12 protein-coding genes, 1 tRNA gene and 1 pseudogene are annotated in these 18,685 nt (G+C 42.0%); all 14 read left to right on the top strand.

Annotated features, from left to right (window positions below; genetic code table 11):
* The first annotated feature begins 91 nt into the window (after positions 1 to 91).
* The 14 genes and pseudogenes from B5D06_RS03030 to B5D06_RS02965 all read left to right on the top strand — a co-directional run bounded on the left by B5D06_RS03030 (position 92) and on the right by B5D06_RS02965 (position 18,159).
* Positions 92 to 1,582: a lipopolysaccharide biosynthesis protein gene (locus tag B5D06_RS03030; protein ID WP_078736560.1), complete on the top strand. Its 1,491-nt coding sequence runs from the start codon at positions 92 to 94 to the stop codon at positions 1,580 to 1,582.
* A gap of 3 nt (positions 1,583 to 1,585) precedes the next feature.
* The gene (locus B5D06_RS03025) at positions 1,586 to 3,028 is read left to right on the top strand and encodes a DUF389 domain-containing protein (RefSeq protein ID WP_078736559.1); all 1,443 of its coding nucleotides are present in this window, start codon (positions 1,586 to 1,588) and stop codon (positions 3,026 to 3,028) included.
* A gap of 16 nt (positions 3,029 to 3,044) precedes the next feature.
* Positions 3,045 to 5,171: pseudogene (locus B5D06_RS03020) on the top strand (S46 family peptidase); the annotation flags it as partial.
* A 577-nt stretch (positions 5,172 to 5,748) separates the two neighbouring features.
* Positions 5,749 to 6,408, top strand: a complete 660-nt coding sequence (gene rpe / locus B5D06_RS03015; RefSeq protein ID WP_078736557.1) for a ribulose-phosphate 3-epimerase — start codon at positions 5,749 to 5,751, stop codon at positions 6,406 to 6,408.
* The gene (locus tag B5D06_RS03010) at positions 6,396 to 7,925 is read left to right on the top strand and encodes a ComEC/Rec2 family competence protein (protein ID WP_078736556.1); all 1,530 of its coding nucleotides are present in this window, start codon (positions 6,396 to 6,398) and stop codon (positions 7,923 to 7,925) included. Before rpe ends, B5D06_RS03010 begins: the two co-directional genes overlap by 13 nt.
* A gap of 178 nt (positions 7,926 to 8,103) precedes the next feature.
* Entirely contained in the window at positions 8,104 to 9,624 is a 1,521-nt protein-coding gene (locus tag B5D06_RS03005) for a potassium/proton antiporter (protein ID WP_078736636.1), read from the top strand.
* A gap of 187 nt (positions 9,625 to 9,811) precedes the next feature.
* Positions 9,812 to 11,614: a 30S ribosomal protein S1 gene (rpsA, locus tag B5D06_RS03000; protein ID WP_078736555.1), complete on the top strand. Its 1,803-nt coding sequence runs from the start codon at positions 9,812 to 9,814 to the stop codon at positions 11,612 to 11,614.
* A 524-nt stretch (positions 11,615 to 12,138) separates the two neighbouring features.
* A complete protein-coding gene (gene metG / locus B5D06_RS02995; RefSeq protein ID WP_078736554.1) occupies positions 12,139 to 14,205 on the top strand; it encodes a methionine--tRNA ligase in 2,067 nt (688 codons plus the stop codon).
* 152 nt (positions 14,206 to 14,357) lie between these two features.
* Positions 14,358 to 15,131, top strand: a complete 774-nt coding sequence (locus B5D06_RS02990; RefSeq protein ID WP_078736553.1) for a 3'-5' exonuclease — start codon at positions 14,358 to 14,360, stop codon at positions 15,129 to 15,131.
* Between the two features lie 294 nt (positions 15,132 to 15,425).
* Positions 15,426 to 15,513: transfer RNA gene (locus tag B5D06_RS02985), tRNA-Ser, on the top strand.
* A gap of 193 nt (positions 15,514 to 15,706) precedes the next feature.
* Positions 15,707 to 16,546, top strand: a complete 840-nt coding sequence (locus B5D06_RS02980) for a MotA/TolQ/ExbB proton channel family protein (RefSeq protein ID WP_078736552.1) — start codon at positions 15,707 to 15,709, stop codon at positions 16,544 to 16,546.
* An 8-nt stretch (positions 16,547 to 16,554) separates the two neighbouring features.
* Positions 16,555 to 17,034, top strand: a complete 480-nt coding sequence (locus B5D06_RS02975; RefSeq protein WP_078736551.1) for a hypothetical protein — start codon at positions 16,555 to 16,557, stop codon at positions 17,032 to 17,034.
* A 21-nt stretch (positions 17,035 to 17,055) separates the two neighbouring features.
* Positions 17,056 to 17,664, top strand: coding sequence for an ExbD/TolR family protein (locus B5D06_RS02970; protein ID WP_078736550.1), 609 nt, complete (start codon positions 17,056 to 17,058; stop codon positions 17,662 to 17,664).
* Between the two features lie 15 nt (positions 17,665 to 17,679).
* Complete coding sequence (locus B5D06_RS02965; RefSeq protein ID WP_078736549.1) at positions 17,680 to 18,159, top strand: ExbD/TolR family protein; 480 nt, start codon at positions 17,680 to 17,682, stop codon at positions 18,157 to 18,159.
* Positions 18,160 to 18,685 lie beyond the last annotated feature (526 nt).

Here is an 18,685-nt window from a genome sequence, read left to right as displayed (position 1 = left end):
TGGGTACAAATCGATGTTGATAAATAGTATGTGCTTCTTTTGTTTTATTTTTGTGCGAAGTGTTGGTTAGATTCAGAGGAAAAAGAGTACTATGCTACGAGGGTTGGTAAAAGATACTGCCGTTTATGGCCTTTCGAGCATAATTGGCCGATTTCTTAACTGGGCGTTAGTGCCCCTTTATACCCGCATTCTACAAGATACAGGAGAGTTTGGCATTGTCACCAATCTCTATGCTTGGACTGCCCTTCTGCTTATCATACTAACCTATGGTATGGAAACAGGTTTTTTTCGTTACGTCAATAAAGAACCTAACCCTCAGCAGGTTTATTCGACCACTCTTATATCCATTGGTTTTACTTCTACTCTTTTTGTTGTAGTAAGTCTCCTTTTCTTGAATCCCTTAAGCGAATTGCTCTCCTATCCAGAGCATAAAGATTTGGTAACAATGCTGATTCTCATTGTTGCCAGCGATGCTTTTATGGCAATACCCTTTGCCTATCTGCGATACAAAAAGAAGCCTTGGCGTTTTGCGATTATAAAGCTCGTCTTTATTGCCGTGAATATAGGCCTCAATCTATTCTTTCTTTTGTTGGCTCCCTATTTGATGCAGAAAGCCCCTCGTCTGGTGGATTGGTTCTACAATCCCTCCTACTCCGTGGGCTATATATTTGTTTCCAATCTGATAGGTAACATTGTTATTTTTCTGTTGCTATTACCTTACGTCTTTACGGCAGGTCTGCACTTTTCGGCTCAGTTGTTAAGGAGGATGTTGAACTACTCTCTGCCAATACTTATCTTGGGGATAGCGGGTATTTTCAATCAAATGGCAGACAAAATCTTATTCCCTATGCTCTATGATGATGTCGATTATGCTCGACAGCAATTGGGCATCTATGGAGCTTGTTTCAAGATAGCCGTGGTAATGGTTATGTTTACCCAGGCTTTTCGATACGCCTACGAGCCAATCATATTCAATAAGAAAAAGGGTAACGACGGAGTAGAAAGAGCCTCTTATGCCTTGGCGATGAAATACTACATAGTCTCTGCGCTCCTTATATATATAGGGGTTATGGCCTATTTAGATATCATCAAGGTTTTCATCGGGCAGAACTATTATGCCGGTTTAAGTGTTGTTCCGATTGTAATGTGGGGGGAACTCATGATGGGCGTCTATTTTAATCTTTCTCTGTGGTACAAGTTGGTAGACAAGACTTGGTGGGGAGGCATTATATCTTTGGTGGGATGTCTTTTTACGGTTTTGATTATTGTCTTTGGCGTGCCTCGTTGGGGGTTTATGGCGTGTGCTTGGGCTTCTGCTATCAGCAATACGGTGATGGTGTTTATTTGTTACGTTTTGGGACAACGCTATTATCGGGTGAATTATGACTGGAAGAACGCCCTCTTTTATTTCTCCGTAGCGGCTATAATTGTAGGTGCGATTTTCATAACCGATTCGTACGCAGATTCTTTAGGTATGGTACGCTGGGTAATTAACACGCTTCTTACCCTCTCTTTTATCGCTTTAATTGTAAAGAAAGACTTTCCCCTATCTCTCATATTTAATAGTTTGAAAAGTAGATAATCTATGGAACAAGAACAGAAAAAAGATATTGATCAGCTCTTTCAAGATGAACCTAATGGTACTACTCCTACGGGTGAAACTGTAGATATAGATACACGTACTCGTTGGGAAAAGGTCTTGGAAGAGGTTAAGCGTATCTTGGATATTACTTCCGACAAGAATGACCCACATATAACCATAGATCAAGTACGTCAAGACGTAGATTTTAGAGGTACTAAGCTCTGGATTTTGATATGTGCTATCTTTGTGGCATCCTTGGGGCTCAATATGAACTCTACAGCAGTGATTATCGGTGCCATGCTTATATCTCCTCTCATGGGGCCAATCATCGGTTTCGGTACAGCTCTTGGAATTTATGACTTTGATTTGCTGAAGCGTTCTTTGCGTAACCTTGCACTAACGACCCTTTTCAGTATCATAACGGCTACCGTTTACTTTATTATAACTCCATTTACAGAGAATGGTAGCGAATTGCTGGGACGTACGACCCCCAATATTTATGACGTTTTGATAGCTCTTTTCGGTGGAGCGGCAGGCATGATTGCCAGTAGTACGAAGAGCAAAGGGCAGGTACTCCCAGGGGTGGCTATTGCTACCGCTTTGATGCCTCCTCTATGTACCGCAGGGTATGGTCTTGCAACAGCACAGTGGAGTTTCTTCTTTGGGGCTTTCTATCTCTACCTGATTAACTCCGTTTTTATTGCCCTTGCGACCTATCTTGTAGTTCGTTATCTCAAATTTCCCGAAAAGGTTTTTGTCAATGCATTGCGTAAGCAGAAAGTGCGTCGTATCATGCTCATCGTAGCTTTATCGACCCTTCTCCCCAGCGTTTATCTAAGTGTCGGTTTGGTGCAGGATAGTATTCGCAAACAGAATGCGAGAAGATTCGTAGAGCGAGAGATGAACTTTGCCGATGCGCAGGTAGTAAAGTACGATATTGAAAAGGAGAGAGGCCTTTGGTGTGTAGACGTCGTTATGGTGGGGCGTGCTCTGGAAAGAGAGCTTATAGATAGTTTGAATAAAAAATTACCAGACTATGTGCCTGGGGCTCTACTCAATGTGCATCAAGGATTTGAGGAGAAAACCGACTTAGGACAGCTAAAAACCGACCTACTTAAGGATCTCTACGAGAATAGCGATGCTATCATACAAAGACAAAGGTTAGAAATAGACTCGCTAAGAGGTCTATTGGAGCGGTATGGTCGTTATGGAGCAATGGAAAAATCGTTGGCTAAGGAGATGAAAGCTCTTTTCCCCGAAGTCGCAAACGTATATATAGCCTCGCCACTTGATTTGGCTCAAGGGGGAGACTCTGTACTACGGGTTGTACTGCAACCTGTCGAGAAAACAACTATTTCGGACACCTCTAAACAACGCTTAGAAAGTTGGCTAAAGACTCGTTCGGATAGTAAGTATGTAACAATAGTAATTGATAATTGTAAATAAATTAGTTAGTGTTTTTATGAAGTTGAAAAGCATTCTTCTGTCTGCAGCTCTCTTCTTTGGCTTGAGCTCTACTGCTTTGGCTGATAAGGGAATGTGGCTGCTTAATGAGCTCAATGAGCAAAACATGGAGCGCATGAAAGAGTTAGGTTTTACCCTAACAATGGATGAGCTGTATAATCCAGGTAATCCCTCGGTGGCAAGCGGCGTAGTTATTTTCGGTCGTGGTTGTACGGGTATTACGGTTTCTGACCAAGCACTTATTTTTACCAACCACCACTGTGGTTATGATGCTATCCAAAGCCAAAGTAGTGTAGACCACGACTACCTCCGTGATGGGTTCAGCGCAAAAACATTGCAGGATGAACTTCCTATTCCCGATCTCCAAATCCGTTATCTTAAGGAAATTGTAGACGTAACTCCTCGTATCGAAGAGGCTGTAAAAGGAATCACAGATGAGATGCAACGCATCCAAATTATCAAGGACTTGAGCCAAAAGATTGCGGCAGAGTACACCAAGGGAGATTTCGTAGAGGGTAAGGTGGTTTCTTACTACGCTGGCAACAAGTATTACGTTGTGGTTTACAACGTTTTCCGCGATGTGCGTATGGTTATGGCTCCTCCAAGTTCTGTAGGTAAGTTCGGTGGTGATACTGATAACTGGATGTGGACACGTCACACAGGAGACTTCTCTGTATTCCGTGTTTATGCAGATGCAAATAATCAGCCTGCGCATTATAATGCTTCTAACAAGCCTTATAAGCCAGTTTCTTTTGCTCCCGTATCTCTCGATGGCTATCGTGAAGGTAGCTACGCTATGACGATCGGCTTCCCAGGTTCTACATCACGCTACCTCACATCTTGGGGAGTAGAAGATGTTATCAACAACGAAAATAAACCTCGCATAGAAGTACGTGGTATCAAGCAAGCTATTTGGAAAGAAGCTATGGAAGCTGACCAAGCTACACGTATTATGTATGCAAGTAAGTATGCAAGCAGTTCTAACTACTGGAAGAATTCTATCGGTATGAACCGCGGTTTGAAAAATCTTGACGTAGTAGCACGTAAGCAAGCAGAAGAGCGTGCCTTTGAGGCTTGGGTACAGAAGACTTCGACACAGTCTACTTACGGACAGATTTTGCCTGCTATGAAAGAGGCTTATGCTCGTAGTGGCGAGACTAATAGAAAACTCAACTACCTTTATGAAGCACTCTTTGGAGGAACAGAGATTGTACGTTTGGCACTTCAAGCAGAGTCTTTGAAAGAGTTGCCCGAGGGATATGCCGAGACCGCAAAGGGTGCTTTGAAAGACATATATAAAGACTATTCTCCTGTTCTTGATGCTAAGGTTCTCCCTGCTATGCTTGATGTGGTGCGTAAGAATCTTCCTGCTAACGAATTGCCAGAAATCTACAAGACTATCGACAAGAAGTTCAAGGGAGATACCAAACTTTATGCCGAGTATGTATTCAAAAAGAGCTTTGTTCCTTATGCAGACCGTATGGAGGCTCTATTAAGTATGTCTGCTCAAAAGCGTAATAAGATGATTGATAAGGATCCTGCTATCCAATTGGCAAAGACCGTTCTTCCTACAGCTCAAGCATTGCAACAAAAAGCTGAAAAAGATTTCTTGGCAATCGAAAAGGGTAAGCGTGAGTATTTCGCTGCAACTCGCAAGATGGATCCCAATCGTCAAATGCCTTCCGATGCTAACTTCACGATGCGTATGAGCTATGGTTCTGTAAAGGGATATGCACCAAAGGATGGAGCTTGGTATAATTATTACACTACGGAGCGTGGTATCTTCGAGAAGGAAGATGCAACCAGTTCTGAGTTTTATGTTCAGCCAGAAATCCTTGAGCTTCTTCGTCGCAAGGACTTTGGAAACTATGGCGTGAATGGAGAGCTTCGTGTATGTTTCCTTTCAGACAACGATATCACAGGGGGGAACTCTGGTAGCCCTGTATTCGACGGAAGGGGTAACTTGATTGGTCTTGCTTTTGATGGAAACTGGGAAGCAATGAGTGGCGACATCGAGTTTGAACACGAACTGCAACGCACCATTAGCGTAGATATCCGTTACGTGCTCTTCATGATAGAAAAGTGGGCAAAGAACCCTCGCCTCATCCAAGAGCTTAAAATTGTAAAGGGGAAAGGTTGTTGTTCAGAGAAGGCTGGCTCTGAAGGATGTCCATCAAAGGGCATGGCTACTTGTCCCAAGGCAGGTAAAACGGGAGATGTTTGCCCTAAAGCAGGTAAGAAGGGTACGGATTGCAAGAAAGAAGATAAATCTTGCCCATCAAAGACTGTCGCTACTTGCCCAAAGACAGGTAAGAAGGGAACTACTTGTCCAAGAGATAAGAAGAAGTAAACTTCGATAAAGTACTATTGGAGCATTAGCTCCTCTACCTCTCTTCTTTTTGAAGGAGGGTAGATAGTGTAGGGAGAGTATCAAAAACTTGATGCTCTCCCTTTTCTTTGTATATCTACTGTGGAGTTGTTATAGGGGTTTCTGAAAGATGTAATCTATACGCTAAATTTTGTTTTAGTGGTGGGGGGGGAAAAATCTTTCCCAAGAATTGCTTCAAAGTGTAGTAATCTTGTTTTATTCATCGAGTAGAGGGGAGGAGAAACGAAGAGTTTCATAGAAGTGTAGGATATTTTCCCAAAAGGGCGTAATTTTGACTCTTGATAATAAGGAGCACATTTATTCTTTATAACGTATGAATCCGATTATATCTCCCTCCTTGCTCAGTGCGGACTTTTTACATCTGAAGCAATCCATCGAGTTGATAAATGATAGCACTGCCGATTGGCTACACATTGATGTTATGGATGGAGTTTTCGTGCCGAATCTTTCATTTGGTTTTCCCATTATAGAGGCTATTGCTCCCGTCTGTAAAAAGCCGTTGGATGTACACTTGATGGTGGTAGAGCCGATAAAGTTTCTTCCTCAACTAAAGAATTTGGGAGTGGCTGTTATGAACGTACACTATGAAGCTTCTCCCCACCTGCATCGATCCCTAACCGCAATCCGCTCCGCTGGAATGAAGTCTGGGGTTACATTAAATCCTCACACTCCTGTTGAGTTGCTCTGCGATATATTGGAGGAGTGCGACTTAGTATTATTGATGAGTGTCAATCCTGGTTTTGGAGGACAGAAGTTTATCCCCCAATCACTGGATAAAGTGCGTCGTCTGCGTCGGATGATTGATGAGCGAGGTCTCTCTACAATTATAGAGGTAGACGGTGGAGTAAATCAAGAAACAGGACGTAGGCTTGTAGAGGCAGGAGCAGATGCTTTGGTCGCAGGTAGCTATGTCTTTGGACATGCTCATCCGAAAGAAGCTATTGCAGGGCTAAAGGCACTATGTCGTCCCTAAATTATCTTGCACCGACTCTTCACTTTCTTCAAAATCCAGCTCTTAAGGCTGTACTCTTTTTTGCTTTAGGGTTGCTTTTAGGCTATGCCTATCCTACGACCCTATTTTACGCTCTGACAGCTCTTCCCCTTGTTTTCATGTTCCTTTGGGGGAGTTTATCTCCTGCAAATAATTGTCTAACTCGTTGGGCAAGTTATTTTGCTACGAGTATTCTTTTCGTCGCGGGTGCTTTTTACAGTTCTTGGAGTTATAACGGTTTAACAGAAAAAATAGCTCCCGATGGAGATACCTTAATATGGGAAGTAAAAGAAACACCTCGCCTGATAAAATCGGGAGTCCGTATAAAGGCTGTTGCACTGGAGCCACATTCCCTCTCTGAATATGCTGTATTGCTTTATACCCCCCGATCTCCTTTTACTATAAAAACAGGGGATACGATCTATACATCTTCTGTCAATTTGGATTTGTTGGAATGTTTACAGCGCAAAGGATATAAAAACTACCTCATAGCACAAGAATGTAGCGCGATAGGGTATGTAGATACGTTTTCTATTATCCCAAGAGAAGGGGCGCATAGTCTGGAGACTTTCGCTGTGGATGTACGCAAAAATCTCTTGGGGCGATTGGAGCAATTGACGCTGACACCATTGCAAAAAGAGATGTTGTCGGCAATGAGCTTGGGGTATAAGGCCGAGAGTATTACCGCCGAGACTCTTTTCCGGAAGAGTGGTGCTATACACATACTTTCTGTGAGTGGGTTTCATTTAGCTGTAGTTTGTTACTTTATTGCTCTTCTCTTGTTTCCCCTTCGTCGCTCACGAAGGTGGAGCTACGTAGCCATTGGGGTGCAAATCATCGTGGCATGGCTTTTTGTCGCTTTAACAGGCTTTTCTGCTCCAGCTATTCGTGCTGCTGTAATGTTGGCTTTCTATCAGTTTGCCCTGTTGTTGAAACGACCAGCCAATGGTATCAATATCATATCTTTCAGTGCATTGGTACTGTTACTTATTAAGCCGTCCTATATATTGGATATTGGTTTTCAATTGAGCTATTTGGCAGTCTTTTCAATAGCTCTTTTCTATCCTCTATTTATCCGAAGTATTCCCCAGATAGGCAACTTTGTATTACGATATTTATATCAGTCGATAGCCCTCTGTATCTCGGCGCAACTTCTTACGACTCCTCTCATATTGTATCATTTTGGTGAGTTTTCGTTGCTCTCGCTATGGAGCAACATCCCATTGATTTTTCTAAGTTCTGTTTTGATCCCTTTGAGCCTTATTTATATGCTATTTTCCCCATGGAGTTTGATAATATCTTTCCTGGGTAAGGGGGTGGAAATACTTGTAGCAATGGTCGAAAATGTAGTGACCCTCTTTGCTCCGCTCGAAGGGATAAGCGTGAAAGAATCGATCTCTGCGGGGCAATCTTTAGGGCTGTACTGTATTATCATCGCATTGTATATTGGTTGGAGTTATTGGATATACAGAAAAGAGGGAAAGCGTATCCCCGCATAGAGATATTTTGTTTGGCGCACTGTTTTTGCTCCGTTGTAATTGAGTTTAAGAGACATTTTTTTGTATCTTCGGGCTACATTTTATAAAGAGTTCGGCTCTTTTTACAAGGAGTAATCTCGGGAAGAAGCTCTTTTTCTCTTATTGTCGAGGAGAAAGGGTGAGCGTCATTTAGATGGATATGGTTTTCGGAATAGAGACTTTTATTTTAATATTTTCTGTTATTGTCTTTGTCGGTATTCTTATCGGTAAGGTGGGTGCTCGCTTGGGAATCCCAGCCCTATTGCTTTTCCTCTTCACTGGAATGCTTTTCGGAGTAGATGGCTTGGGGATACGTTTTGAGGATGCTAAGATGACACAGAATATAGGTATGGTAGCACTCTCTATTATCCTCTTTACGGGGGGGATGGACACCAAAATGAAAGAGATACGTCCTATTCTTCTGCCAGGGATTTGTCTATCTACCTTGGGCGTCTTGCTGACCACTCTTTTTACAGGTCTATTCATATACGGTGTAACAAACTATTTTTCGCCTTGGATTGGCGTGGTTTTTAGTTTACCACTGTCCCTTCTTTTGGCTGCGACTATGTCGAGTACCGACTCTGCCTCTGTCTTTGCGATTTTACGTTCGCAGAGGGTACAGTTAAAAGAGAATCTTAAGCCTATGCTGGAGCTAGAAAGTGGTAGTAATGACCCTATGGCCTATATGTTGACTATAGTTCTCATTGAGTATATCAATAACTCATCGCTCAATTTCGGCTATTTTCTTATACACTTCCTATCCCAATTTGTCGTCGGTGCGGGTGTAGGTATATTCTTGGGGTACTCTGCTGTTTGGTTCATCAATCGTATAAATATCTCTAATAGGATGCTCTATCCTATCTTGTTGTTGTCTCTGCTCTTTTTTACTTTCTCAATAGCTAATATCCTAAAGGGTAATGGTTATCTGGCAGTCTATATCGCAGGGATTATTGCAGGGAATACTCGTTTGCAGTACCGTAGTACGATTAATCACTTCTTTGATGGGATCACTTGGTTGGTGCAGATTATACTCTTCTTGATATTAGGTTTGTTAATAAATCCGCACGAGATGCCCGAGGTGCTCGTTCTCTCTATTCTTATAGCCCTATTTATGATGTTTTTGGGACGTCCTTTGGCTTGTCATCTCTCTTTGCTCCCTTTTCGCAAACTGTCGTTAAAAGGGAAGGCTTTTCTCTCTTGGGTAGGTTTAAGAGGGGCAGCTCCTATTATATTTGCTACCTATCCCGTTGTCAATGGAGTTTCAGAGGCCAATCATATATTTAGTATCGTTTTTATAATAACACTACTTTCCTTGCTTGTACAGGGTATGAGTATCACCCCAGTGGCTCGTTTCTTTAAGTTGGCCACTCCTGCTCCTCCAGAAGGGAACTTTATGGGGGTAGAGATGCCCGAGGAGATGGGAACTATTATGGAAGAGAGAGTAGTAGATGTTGAAATGCTTTCTGGTGGAGATGAACTAAAAAAACTGACGCTACACGAGGGAGAATTGGTAATCTTGGTGCGACGCAAGAACCGATTTATTGTCCCCAAGGGAGGTTTGAAACTGCACGTCGGAGATATTCTTTTGGTCGTTTCCCAACACGATTTACCCGATTCGCCTCCTACTCGCGCCACTCTTCTTATTGAGCGCATTCGTAAAAGTCTTATTCAAAACTCCTGATAGTGTACAGGAGAGCTTGCGATGCAGTCGCATAAAGTATTAAGAACTTCCTCTTTCTCATGTGGTTGTACACTCTGAAACTTGTGCGTACAAAAAAGTAATTGTACCTTTGCCCCTCGTCTGGACCGTATTATGTGTCTGGATAGAGAGTTATTATAGTATTGTTTCACATTTAAAAGAAAAACAGATGAGCAATCATCAACTTAGAGTGCCTAATCCAGATTTCGATTGGGATCAGTATGAAAAGGGTACTACCCTGTCTTCCGATGCTCGTGCAGAGCAAGAGCGTTTGTATGAAGAAACGCTCAGCAACATCAAAGAAAAAGAAGTGGTAATGGGCACTGTTAAAGAGATTGTATACAACGACAAGACTCCTCGTGAAGTCCTTGTAGATGTTGGTTACAAGTCTCTTGGAAGTATCCCCTACACAGAGTTTCGCTACAATAAGGATCTTAAAGTAGGTGATCAGGTAGAGGTTTTTGTAATCTCTCCAGAAGGTCCTATGGGACAACCCCTGCTTTCTCACTATTTAGCACGTGCAGAACGTTCTTGGGAGCGCGTTACAGAAGCACTCGAGAAGGACGAAGTTATCCTCGGTTACATCAAGAGCCGTACAAAGGGTGGTATGATTGTCGACGTATTTGGCATCGAAGCTTTCCTCCCAGGTTCTCAAATCGATGTACGTCCTATTCGTGACTACGATAGCTTGGTAGATAAGACAATGGAGTTCAAGATCGTGAAAGTAAATCATGAGCAGAAAAACATTGTGGTATCTCACAAGATTCTTATCGAAGCCGAGTTGGAACAACAGAAGCGTGATATTATTAGTAAGCTCGAGAAAGGACAAGTGCTCGAAGGTGTGGTTAAGAACCTTCTTAACTTCGGTGTCTTTGTTGACCTTGGTGGTGTAGACGGACTTATCCACATTACAGACCTTTCTTGGGAACGTGTTTCTCACCCAAGCGAAGTGGTACAGTTAGATCAAAAGATCAATGTGGTTATCCTTGATTTCGATGAAGAGAAAACTCGTATTGCTTTGGGTCTCAAGCAGCTTACTCCTAACCCATGGGATGCCTTGGATCCTAACCTCGCGCCTGGTGATATCCTCAAAGGTCGCGTAGAGTTAATTACAGATTACGGTGCTTTCGTAGAGGTAGCCCCAGGTATTGAAGGGCTTATCCACGTATCTGAAATGTCCTGGACACAACACCTCCGTAGCGCACAAGACTTCCTTAAGGTAGGAGATGAAGTGGAGGCTGTAATCCTTACTTTAGATCGTGAAGAGCGCAAGATGAGCTTGGGTATGAAGCAACTCAAGCCAGATCCATGGCAAGATATTGAAACTCGCTTCCCTGTTGGCTCTCGCCACACAGCAAAGGTTCGCAACTTCACCAACTTCGGTGTTTTTGTTGAAGTAGAAGAGGGTGTAGATGGTCTTATCCACTTGAGCGATTTGTCTTGGACTAAGAAGATTAAGCACCCCAGTGAAATCACAGAGATTGGTGCTCCTATCGAAGTAGAAGTACTTGAAATCGATAAGGATAATCGTCGTCTCAGCTTGGGGCACAAGCAAACAGAAGAAAATCCTTGGGATGTCTTCGAAACAGTATTCACAACAGGTTCCATCCACGAGGGTACAATTATCGAGTCTACCGATAAGGGAGCAATTATCGCTTTGCCTTATGGTGTAGAAGGATTTGCTACTCAGATGCACCTTGTTAAGGAAGATGGTTCTAAGGCTCAAATCGATGAGAAGTTAGAGTTCAAGGTGCTTGAGTTTAACAAGAATAAGCATCGTATCATTGTTTCTCATAGCCGTATCTTCGAAGATAAGCAGCGTGAAGCTGCTCGTGCAGAAAAGGAACAGAAGAAGCAAACTCGTGATGCTGCTTCACAAGCTACTGCTGCTCAAGCTCCTGCTGAAAAGGCAACTCTCGGAGATTTGGGTGAGTTGGCGGCTCTTCGTGAACGTCTTGATGACAAGAACTAATCCACAATTAAAGAGGGTTTCTTGAGAAAACTCTTTATTGTAAAGGCTCTGCTATCCATTCGGGTAGCAGAGCTTTTTCTTTTTACGGTCCTTGGGGCATGTTTCTCATCACCCCTTCAGAAGAGTAATGGTTTCTTTAAGAGATTCGTTCTCCATGTATGAAAAATATTTTGGAGGATGTTTTTTTTGTGGAGTTTTGTTGGAGTTTTAGTTTACACTTGTGAAAACTAAAGTTTCCTCCAGTGGAAACTCAAGTTATCATAGGTCTAAACTTAAGTTGTCTCGAGTGCAAACTTTTCTAAGGGTTTGTCCTAACTCTTTGATATATTTCATCTTTCTTTTGAGAGAGAATTATGGAGTTAGTTTGAAAGGGGGATAAAACTACTTTTCTTTTTTTGCTGTCATGAAGTAGGTAGGTAAGTACTTTGGTTTGAGAAGTAATAACTGTAAGTATTTAGAAGGGTATGGAGTAAATTTGTAACTTTGGAGCCTAAAAGGTACACTTTAATACAAAGGATATTTAGATGAAACAAAGGATAGAAAACGATAAAACTTCACAGTTCAAGAGGACCTTAATAACAAGCGCACTCCCTTATGCAAACGGTCCCGTACATATAGGACACTTGGCAGGGGTGTATGTACCAGCAGATATTTATGCTCGCTATAAAAGACTTTTGGGCGAGGAAGTATTGTTTATAGGAGGCTCCGATGAACATGGGGTACCTATATCTTTGAAGGCAAAAGCCGAGGGTTGTACTCCTCAAGAGGTCGTAGACCGCTACCACGAGTTAATAAAGAAGTCTTTCCAAGAGTTTGGTATATCCTTTGACATTTACTCTCGTACTACAAGTGCTATCCACAAAGAAACCGCTTCGGAGTTTTTTCGCACTTTGTACGACAAAAAGCATTTTGTAGAGCAGGAGTCTGAGCAATACTATGATCCCGAAGCTAATATGTTTTTGGCAGACCGTTATATTGTCGGTACCTGTCCTCACTGTCACAAAGAGGGGGCGTATGGAGACCAGTGCGAGGCTTGCGGAACCTCGCTCAGTGCCACGGATCTTATTGACCCGAAAAGCTCTATCAGCGGAGCGAAGCCAATATTAAAGAGTACCAAACATTGGTATCTACCTTTAGACAAAGATGAAGCGTGGTTACGCGAGTGGATATTGGAAGAACACAAAGAGTGGAAGCCTAATGTCTATGGACAGTGTAAGAGTTGGATTGATATGGGCTTGCAACCGCGGGCGGTAAGTCGCGACTTGGATTGGGGAGTGCCTGTGCCTGTAGAGGGGGCAGAGGGAAAAGTGCTCTATGTCTGGTTCGATGCTCCTATCGGTTATATCAGTAACACCAAAGAATTATGCCCCGACACTTGGGAGACTTGGTGGAAAGATGAGTCGACTCGTATGATTCATTTTATTGGTAAGGACAATATTGTCTTTCACTGTATCGTATTCCCTGCTATGCTTAAGGCAGAGGGAAGTTTCATTTTGCCCGATAATGTACCTGCCAATGAATTTCTCAATTTAGAAGGGGATAAAATATCTACCAGTCGTAACTGGGCGGTTTGGTTGCATGAATATCTCAAGGATTTCCCTGGCAAAGAGGACGTACTTCGGTATGTATTAACGGCGAATGCCCCTGAAACCAAGGATAATGATTTTACTTGGAAAGACTTCCAAGCGCGCAATAATAACGAACTTGTTGCAATATATGGCAACTTTGTCAATCGTACACTGGTCTTAACGCATAAGTATTTCGAGGGTAAAGTGCCAGCGTGTGGAGTCTTAACTGATTTCGATAGAGAGATTTTAGAGGAAATAGCAGCTATAGCTCCTCGTTTGTCGCAAAACTTAGAGAACTTTCACTTTCGAGAAGCACTCCGAGAAGCCATGATGATAGCACGCATCGGGAATAAATATCTTGCAGAAACTGAGCCGTGGAAGGTGGCAAAAACCAATATGGAGCGTGTGGCAACTATACTTCATATTTCGTTGCAGATAACAGCTAACCTAACCATAGCTTTTGCGCCCTTCCTTCCTTTTAGCACAGAAAAGCTTTTACAGATGTTGCAAGTAGTTCCTTTTGCTTGGGGAAAATTGGGCTCTTCTTCCTTAATGAAAGAGGGGCATGCTATCGGTAAGGCAGAGTTACTCTTCGAGAAAATAGAAGATGAAACTATTGACCAACAGATACAACGTTTGCAGGAAATCAAGAAAGCCAACGAAGCTGCACAACGTAAAGCAGTGCCTGTTTTGGAGGATACCACCTTTGATGAGTTTATGAAGATGGACCTCCGCGTAGGGCGTGTTCTCTCTTGTGAGCGAGTGCCGAAATCCGATAAATTGCTCCGCTTCCAGATAGATGACGGATTACAGGGACGTACCATCCTTTCGGGTATTGCCAAATTTTATCAACCAGAGGATTTAGTGGGCAAGAATATCTGTTTTATAGCCAATTTCCCTCCTCGTAAGATGATGGGGATTACCTCCGAAGGGATGATTCTCTCAGCAGAAGACTACAAAACGGGTGCACTCAAAGTGACCATTTTGAGTGATGATATTGCCCCAGGAAGTAAGATTGGATAACAAGAGTAAGAGCGTGTAAAATACTCAAGCCTAACAGCTATTTCCTTGAAGATAAGGGTGTGTTGTTAGGCTTTTGTGTGCTTTTAGGTAATGGCATTATTCCTACATTTATATTTCTCAAGCTTTTTTGAGTGGTAGAGCCGTTTTTTTCTATGCGTTTTCTGGATATATTAATGCTGATGGGTGTAGTGGCTGTGCTTTATTGGTTCAGTCGCAAAGGGAAAAAGAGAGCTACGCAAACGGAAGAAACAGCCTTTACGCCGAGTAATAAGATTGATGTTACCAGTTCTTCTCTATTTCATTTCCCTCAAGCTCCAATAGGGGCTAAACCTTATTACATTGTAATTGATACGGAAACGGTAGATTGGAATCCTCCTGTAGAGGAAGTGGGTGGAGAAGAAGCTCCTTTGGGAACTATTGTCCCCTCTTATTTGCCTCCTATTGTACAGCTCTCTTGGACACTTTTAGATGAACGTGCAGAAGTTATACGAGAGGAGAGTTATATCCTTAAGCAGGCTGTGTCGATTAGCCCGATAGCTGAGCAGATACACGGTATATCTAATGAAATGATGTGTCAAAAAGGTATTCCTCCTAAGGAGGTGTATCAACGCTTTTTACACGATCTTTCTCTTTGTCCCACTTTGGTTGCTCACAACCTCGATTTTCATCTCTCAGCCCTACAGCAAGATTTCGTAGCAAATGATGTTATAGCCCCCGATTGGAAAGCTTACAATTTGTTCTGCACTATGTTGCAGGGGGCAAATTTTCTCAAAAATCAATATGCTCTTACGAATAATACCATCTTGAAACTGGGCGAGCTATACGGGATGCTCTATTTTGGCAGAAGAGATTTGGTTATGACTTGTAAAGAAAAAAGTCGTAGAGATATTCTTTTGGTAATAGCCTGTTTGCGCTTTTTCCTTTAACAATGTGTAAAAACTACTATTTGCTATGGGTGAGTTTGCTTCTCTCTATTTTTCTAAAACCTTTCTCCCTTGTAATATAAGCAACTGAATTATAAAAGATTAAAAAGAAGATTGCATCTTACTCAAAGAGAAAGCTCAAGTCCTTTGGCAAAAACAATTCATTCAGGATAGCAATTAGATGACGAAAAAAGATTAGATTTGCGGTGCATTAGTAAAGGGCTTTTTAAGCAGAGGTCATCGTTAATCCATGATACTATAGTGGTAGAGTTGATGATTTCGAGGAGCTCTTGACGAGGAGAGGTGCTCGAGTGGTTGAAGAGGCACGCCTGGAAAGTGTGTAAACGCCAAAAGCGTTTCGCGGGTTCGAATCCCGCTCTCTCCGCTGTAACATTTGCTGTATGTGGAGTTTTGAAGTCCCCCCCCCCCAGGGTCAGAACGGCGGTGTGGAGATTGAGATTTTCCCCTTTATGGGTGTTGGATATTGAGTTGTGAGGATATTTTCCCAGATACAGCTTTTTTACAATAAAGAGAATAATAACAAATAATAGAAAAGTACTAATCTAAACAATTTCGAGATGAAAAGATTTTTTGCAACACTTGCCTGCACAGCTTTGCTGTCAGTGAGTATTTCCTCTACTATGTGGGCTCAAGATCAACCTGCAACAGGAACAACCGAAGCAGCTACTGAACAGGTGGAGGCTACAGAACAAACCGCTCTTGAAATGGAGACTACCGAAGAAGATGCAACAGAGATCGTTGCTCCTGCAGAGGATGCTGGTTTCCACCAAGCTCTTAAGACAAAGTTCATCGAAGGGGGTGCTGACTTTATGGCCGTTATCGTATTGGCTTTGATACTCGGTCTCGCACTTTGTTTGGAGCGTATTATTTACCTTAACCTCGCAGATACTAACAGCGAAAAGTTGCTCAAGCAAATTGAAGCTTCTTTGGCAAAGGGTAACGTAGAAGAGGCTAAGAATATCGCACGTAATACTCGTGGCCCTATTGCTTCAATTGCTTATCAAGGTCTTATGCGTATGGACGAGGGCTTAGATGTTGTAGAGCGTTCTATCACAGCTTACGGTGGTGTACAAGGAGGTCTTTTGGAAAAGAACCTTTCTTGGATTACCCTCTTTATCGCTATGGCTCCATCACTTGGTTTCTTGGGTACAGTAGTAGGGATGGTTATGGCATTCGATAAGATTGAGAAAGTGGGTGATATTAGCCCTACGGTTGTAGCAGGTGGTATGAAAGTGGCTCTTATTACAACCATTGCAGGTCTTATTGTAGCCCTTATTCTTCAACTCTTCTACAACTATATCCTTAGCAAAGTTGAGGCAATTCTTAACAGGATGGAAGACGCTTCTATCTCTCTCTTGGATTTGGTTATCAAGCACAACCTTAAAAACGCTAAGTAATTTCAACCATGGCAGTAACTAAAAGTCGCAGAATATCCAGTGGAGTTCTACTGCTTTTGTTGGCAATCTCTGTGGTTATGTTTGTCGCTCTTTTCATGGGTGGTTCACACGTGGAAGGCACAAATAAGATCTACGAGTTGACAGGAGCATACCTCTATTGGGCTTATATATTGGCAGGTATTACCCTGCTAACTACAGTGTGTTTTTCTTTTTCCAGTTTCTTCGCAGTATTTTCGCGCAATCCCAAAAAGGGAATTACTTCTCTTGTTTCAATCATCGCTTTATTTGTTCTCTTAGGTGTTACTTATGCTATGGGAGATGGTAATGCAGAAGCAATGCGCGGGGTAAACGAAGATTCTCAAAAGTATTTGACCGAGGGATGGCTCAAGACGAGTGACATGGTGCTTTACTCAAGCTATGTTCTTATCGTAGCGATTGTGTTGGCTATGATTTGGGGGGCTATTCGTAAGGCAGTTTCTAAAAAGTAATATCCTAAAAACCGAAGAGCAATGGCTAAAACAAAGAAAAAAGTACCTTCCATCAATGGATCGTCAATGGCCGATATCTCTTTCATTCTTCTGATATTCTTTTTGATAACTACTTCAATGGATACCGACAAGGGTATTAAGCGTCGCTTGCCGCCACTTGTACCCAAAGAAGAACAACGTCAGGATATTGAGATTAACGACCGCAACATTATGCAGTTGCTCGTTAACCGTAGAGACCAGATCGCCATATTGAAGAAAAGCAAGGCTGGTGATAGGACGATCATTGTTCACATAGATGAGCTGAAGAACCGTGTAAAGGAGTTCATTGTTAACCCAAGAAATAAACCCGAATTGCCTGAAAAGGAAGTTCGTAATATCGAGGGGTTAGGACGAATAGAGGTAACCACCTCAAGTTATGCGATATCTCTAAAGAATGAGGTAGAAACGAGTTATCAGATGTATATTAACGTACAGAATGAGATCCTCAAAGCATACAATGAAGTCTGGGATGAATTTGCAAGAGCTTATTTTCGCACTTCCTACAAAGAATTATCTGTAGAAAAGCAAAAATTGGTATTGGAGGCTTATCCTATGCACGTGTCAGAAATGCCTTTGTCAAACCTAAAATAAGAGGAGGAATAGATAATGGGAAAGTTTAATAAAAATGGAAGCAGAGTGATGCCCGAGTTGAATACCGCATCTCTCCCAGACCTTATCTTTGCATTCTTATTTTTCATCATGATGGTTACAAGCATACGCGAGGTAACTGCAAAGGTGGAATATCATAATCTTCCTCGTGCCACTGAGCTAACAAAATTAGAGGAGAAATCTCTTGTTTCTTATCTCTATGTTGGAAAGCCCGTAGCGGCATATCGAGACAAGTTTGGTAACAACTCTTGTATCCAAATCAATGATAAGATAGTTCAGAATCCAGAGTTGGTTTATGATTTCGTTAAGCAGGAAGAAGCTAAGATCAGAGACGAACGTAAAAAGCTCATGACAATCTCTATCAAAGCAGATGCAGATACAAAAATGAAGATTATATCAGATATCAAGTATCAATTACGTAGAGCTGATGCGCTTAATATTAGTTACTCTGCAAGAGATGTGATAAAGAATAATTGATCTAATCATTCATTCTAACTACTGATAAAAAGCCCTCGAAGAGTATTCTTTGAGGGCTTTGGTATTTTTTCTTTTACCCATAATTCAAAGGTAGGGGGCGTTGTGTGGGCTTAAAAGGTTTATTTTTAATCCTTTCTTGATTCAATTTTATGGAGGCTACAGTTTAGTTTAAGAGGCGGATGCTAGTTGGGAGCCTGTTTACTTTCAAGCCAAACTTGTAGAGCCTTGTTTTTTTCTCAATAATTGATTAGACTATTCTGTTGTGCCGATTTTTTTGAGGGTTTCTTGGGGCTACCTTTTTCCACGAGATTATCATGTTTTTCTTTGTTTTTTTGTTGCAGAAGGGTTGTTTGTCAAAATAATTTTGAGATGTAAGTCTTTGTTTTTTAGGGTATAGCTTCTTTTTAACGGTTTTTATGGTTGTATTTATTTGGATATATGGGATAAAAAGTAGTAGTTTTGCACTCGCAAAATAGGGGAGGCCAGCGGGTCTCTTTGAAAAGCGGTTGTTGCTTTGAGGTTTTTT

It is taken from the genome of Porphyromonas circumdentaria, from assembly GCF_900167105.1.
Lineage (GTDB): Bacteria > Bacteroidota > Bacteroidia > Bacteroidales > Porphyromonadaceae > Porphyromonas > Porphyromonas circumdentaria.
The sequence above is the reverse complement of the archived record's forward strand: the minus strand, read 5'-3'. Positions and strand labels throughout refer to the sequence as shown.

Excerpts from the sequence above, each read along its gene's own strand:
- B5D06_RS03030 (WP_078736560.1), top strand. The coding sequence starts at position 92 with ATGCTACGAGGGTTGGTAAAAGATACTGCCGTTTATGGCCTTTCGAGC.
- B5D06_RS03025 (WP_078736559.1), top strand. The coding sequence starts at position 1,586 with ATGGAACAAGAACAGAAAAAAGATATTGATCAGCTCTTTCAAGATGAA.
- rpe (WP_078736557.1), top strand. The coding sequence starts at position 5,749 with ATGAATCCGATTATATCTCCCTCCTTGCTCAGTGCGGACTTTTTACAT.
- B5D06_RS03010 (WP_078736556.1), top strand. The coding sequence starts at position 6,396 with ATGTCGTCCCTAAATTATCTTGCACCGACTCTTCACTTTCTTCAAAAT.
- B5D06_RS03005 (WP_078736636.1), top strand. The coding sequence starts at position 8,104 with ATGGTTTTCGGAATAGAGACTTTTATTTTAATATTTTCTGTTATTGTC.
- rpsA (WP_078736555.1), top strand. The coding sequence starts at position 9,812 with ATGAGCAATCATCAACTTAGAGTGCCTAATCCAGATTTCGATTGGGAT.
- metG (WP_078736554.1), top strand. The coding sequence starts at position 12,139 with ATGAAACAAAGGATAGAAAACGATAAAACTTCACAGTTCAAGAGGACC.
- B5D06_RS02990 (WP_078736553.1), top strand. The coding sequence starts at position 14,358 with ATGCGTTTTCTGGATATATTAATGCTGATGGGTGTAGTGGCTGTGCTT.
- B5D06_RS02980 (WP_078736552.1), top strand. The coding sequence starts at position 15,707 with ATGAAAAGATTTTTTGCAACACTTGCCTGCACAGCTTTGCTGTCAGTG.
- B5D06_RS02975 (WP_078736551.1), top strand. The coding sequence starts at position 16,555 with ATGGCAGTAACTAAAAGTCGCAGAATATCCAGTGGAGTTCTACTGCTT.
- B5D06_RS02970 (WP_078736550.1), top strand. The coding sequence starts at position 17,056 with ATGGCTAAAACAAAGAAAAAAGTACCTTCCATCAATGGATCGTCAATG.
- B5D06_RS02965 (WP_078736549.1), top strand. The coding sequence starts at position 17,680 with ATGGGAAAGTTTAATAAAAATGGAAGCAGAGTGATGCCCGAGTTGAAT.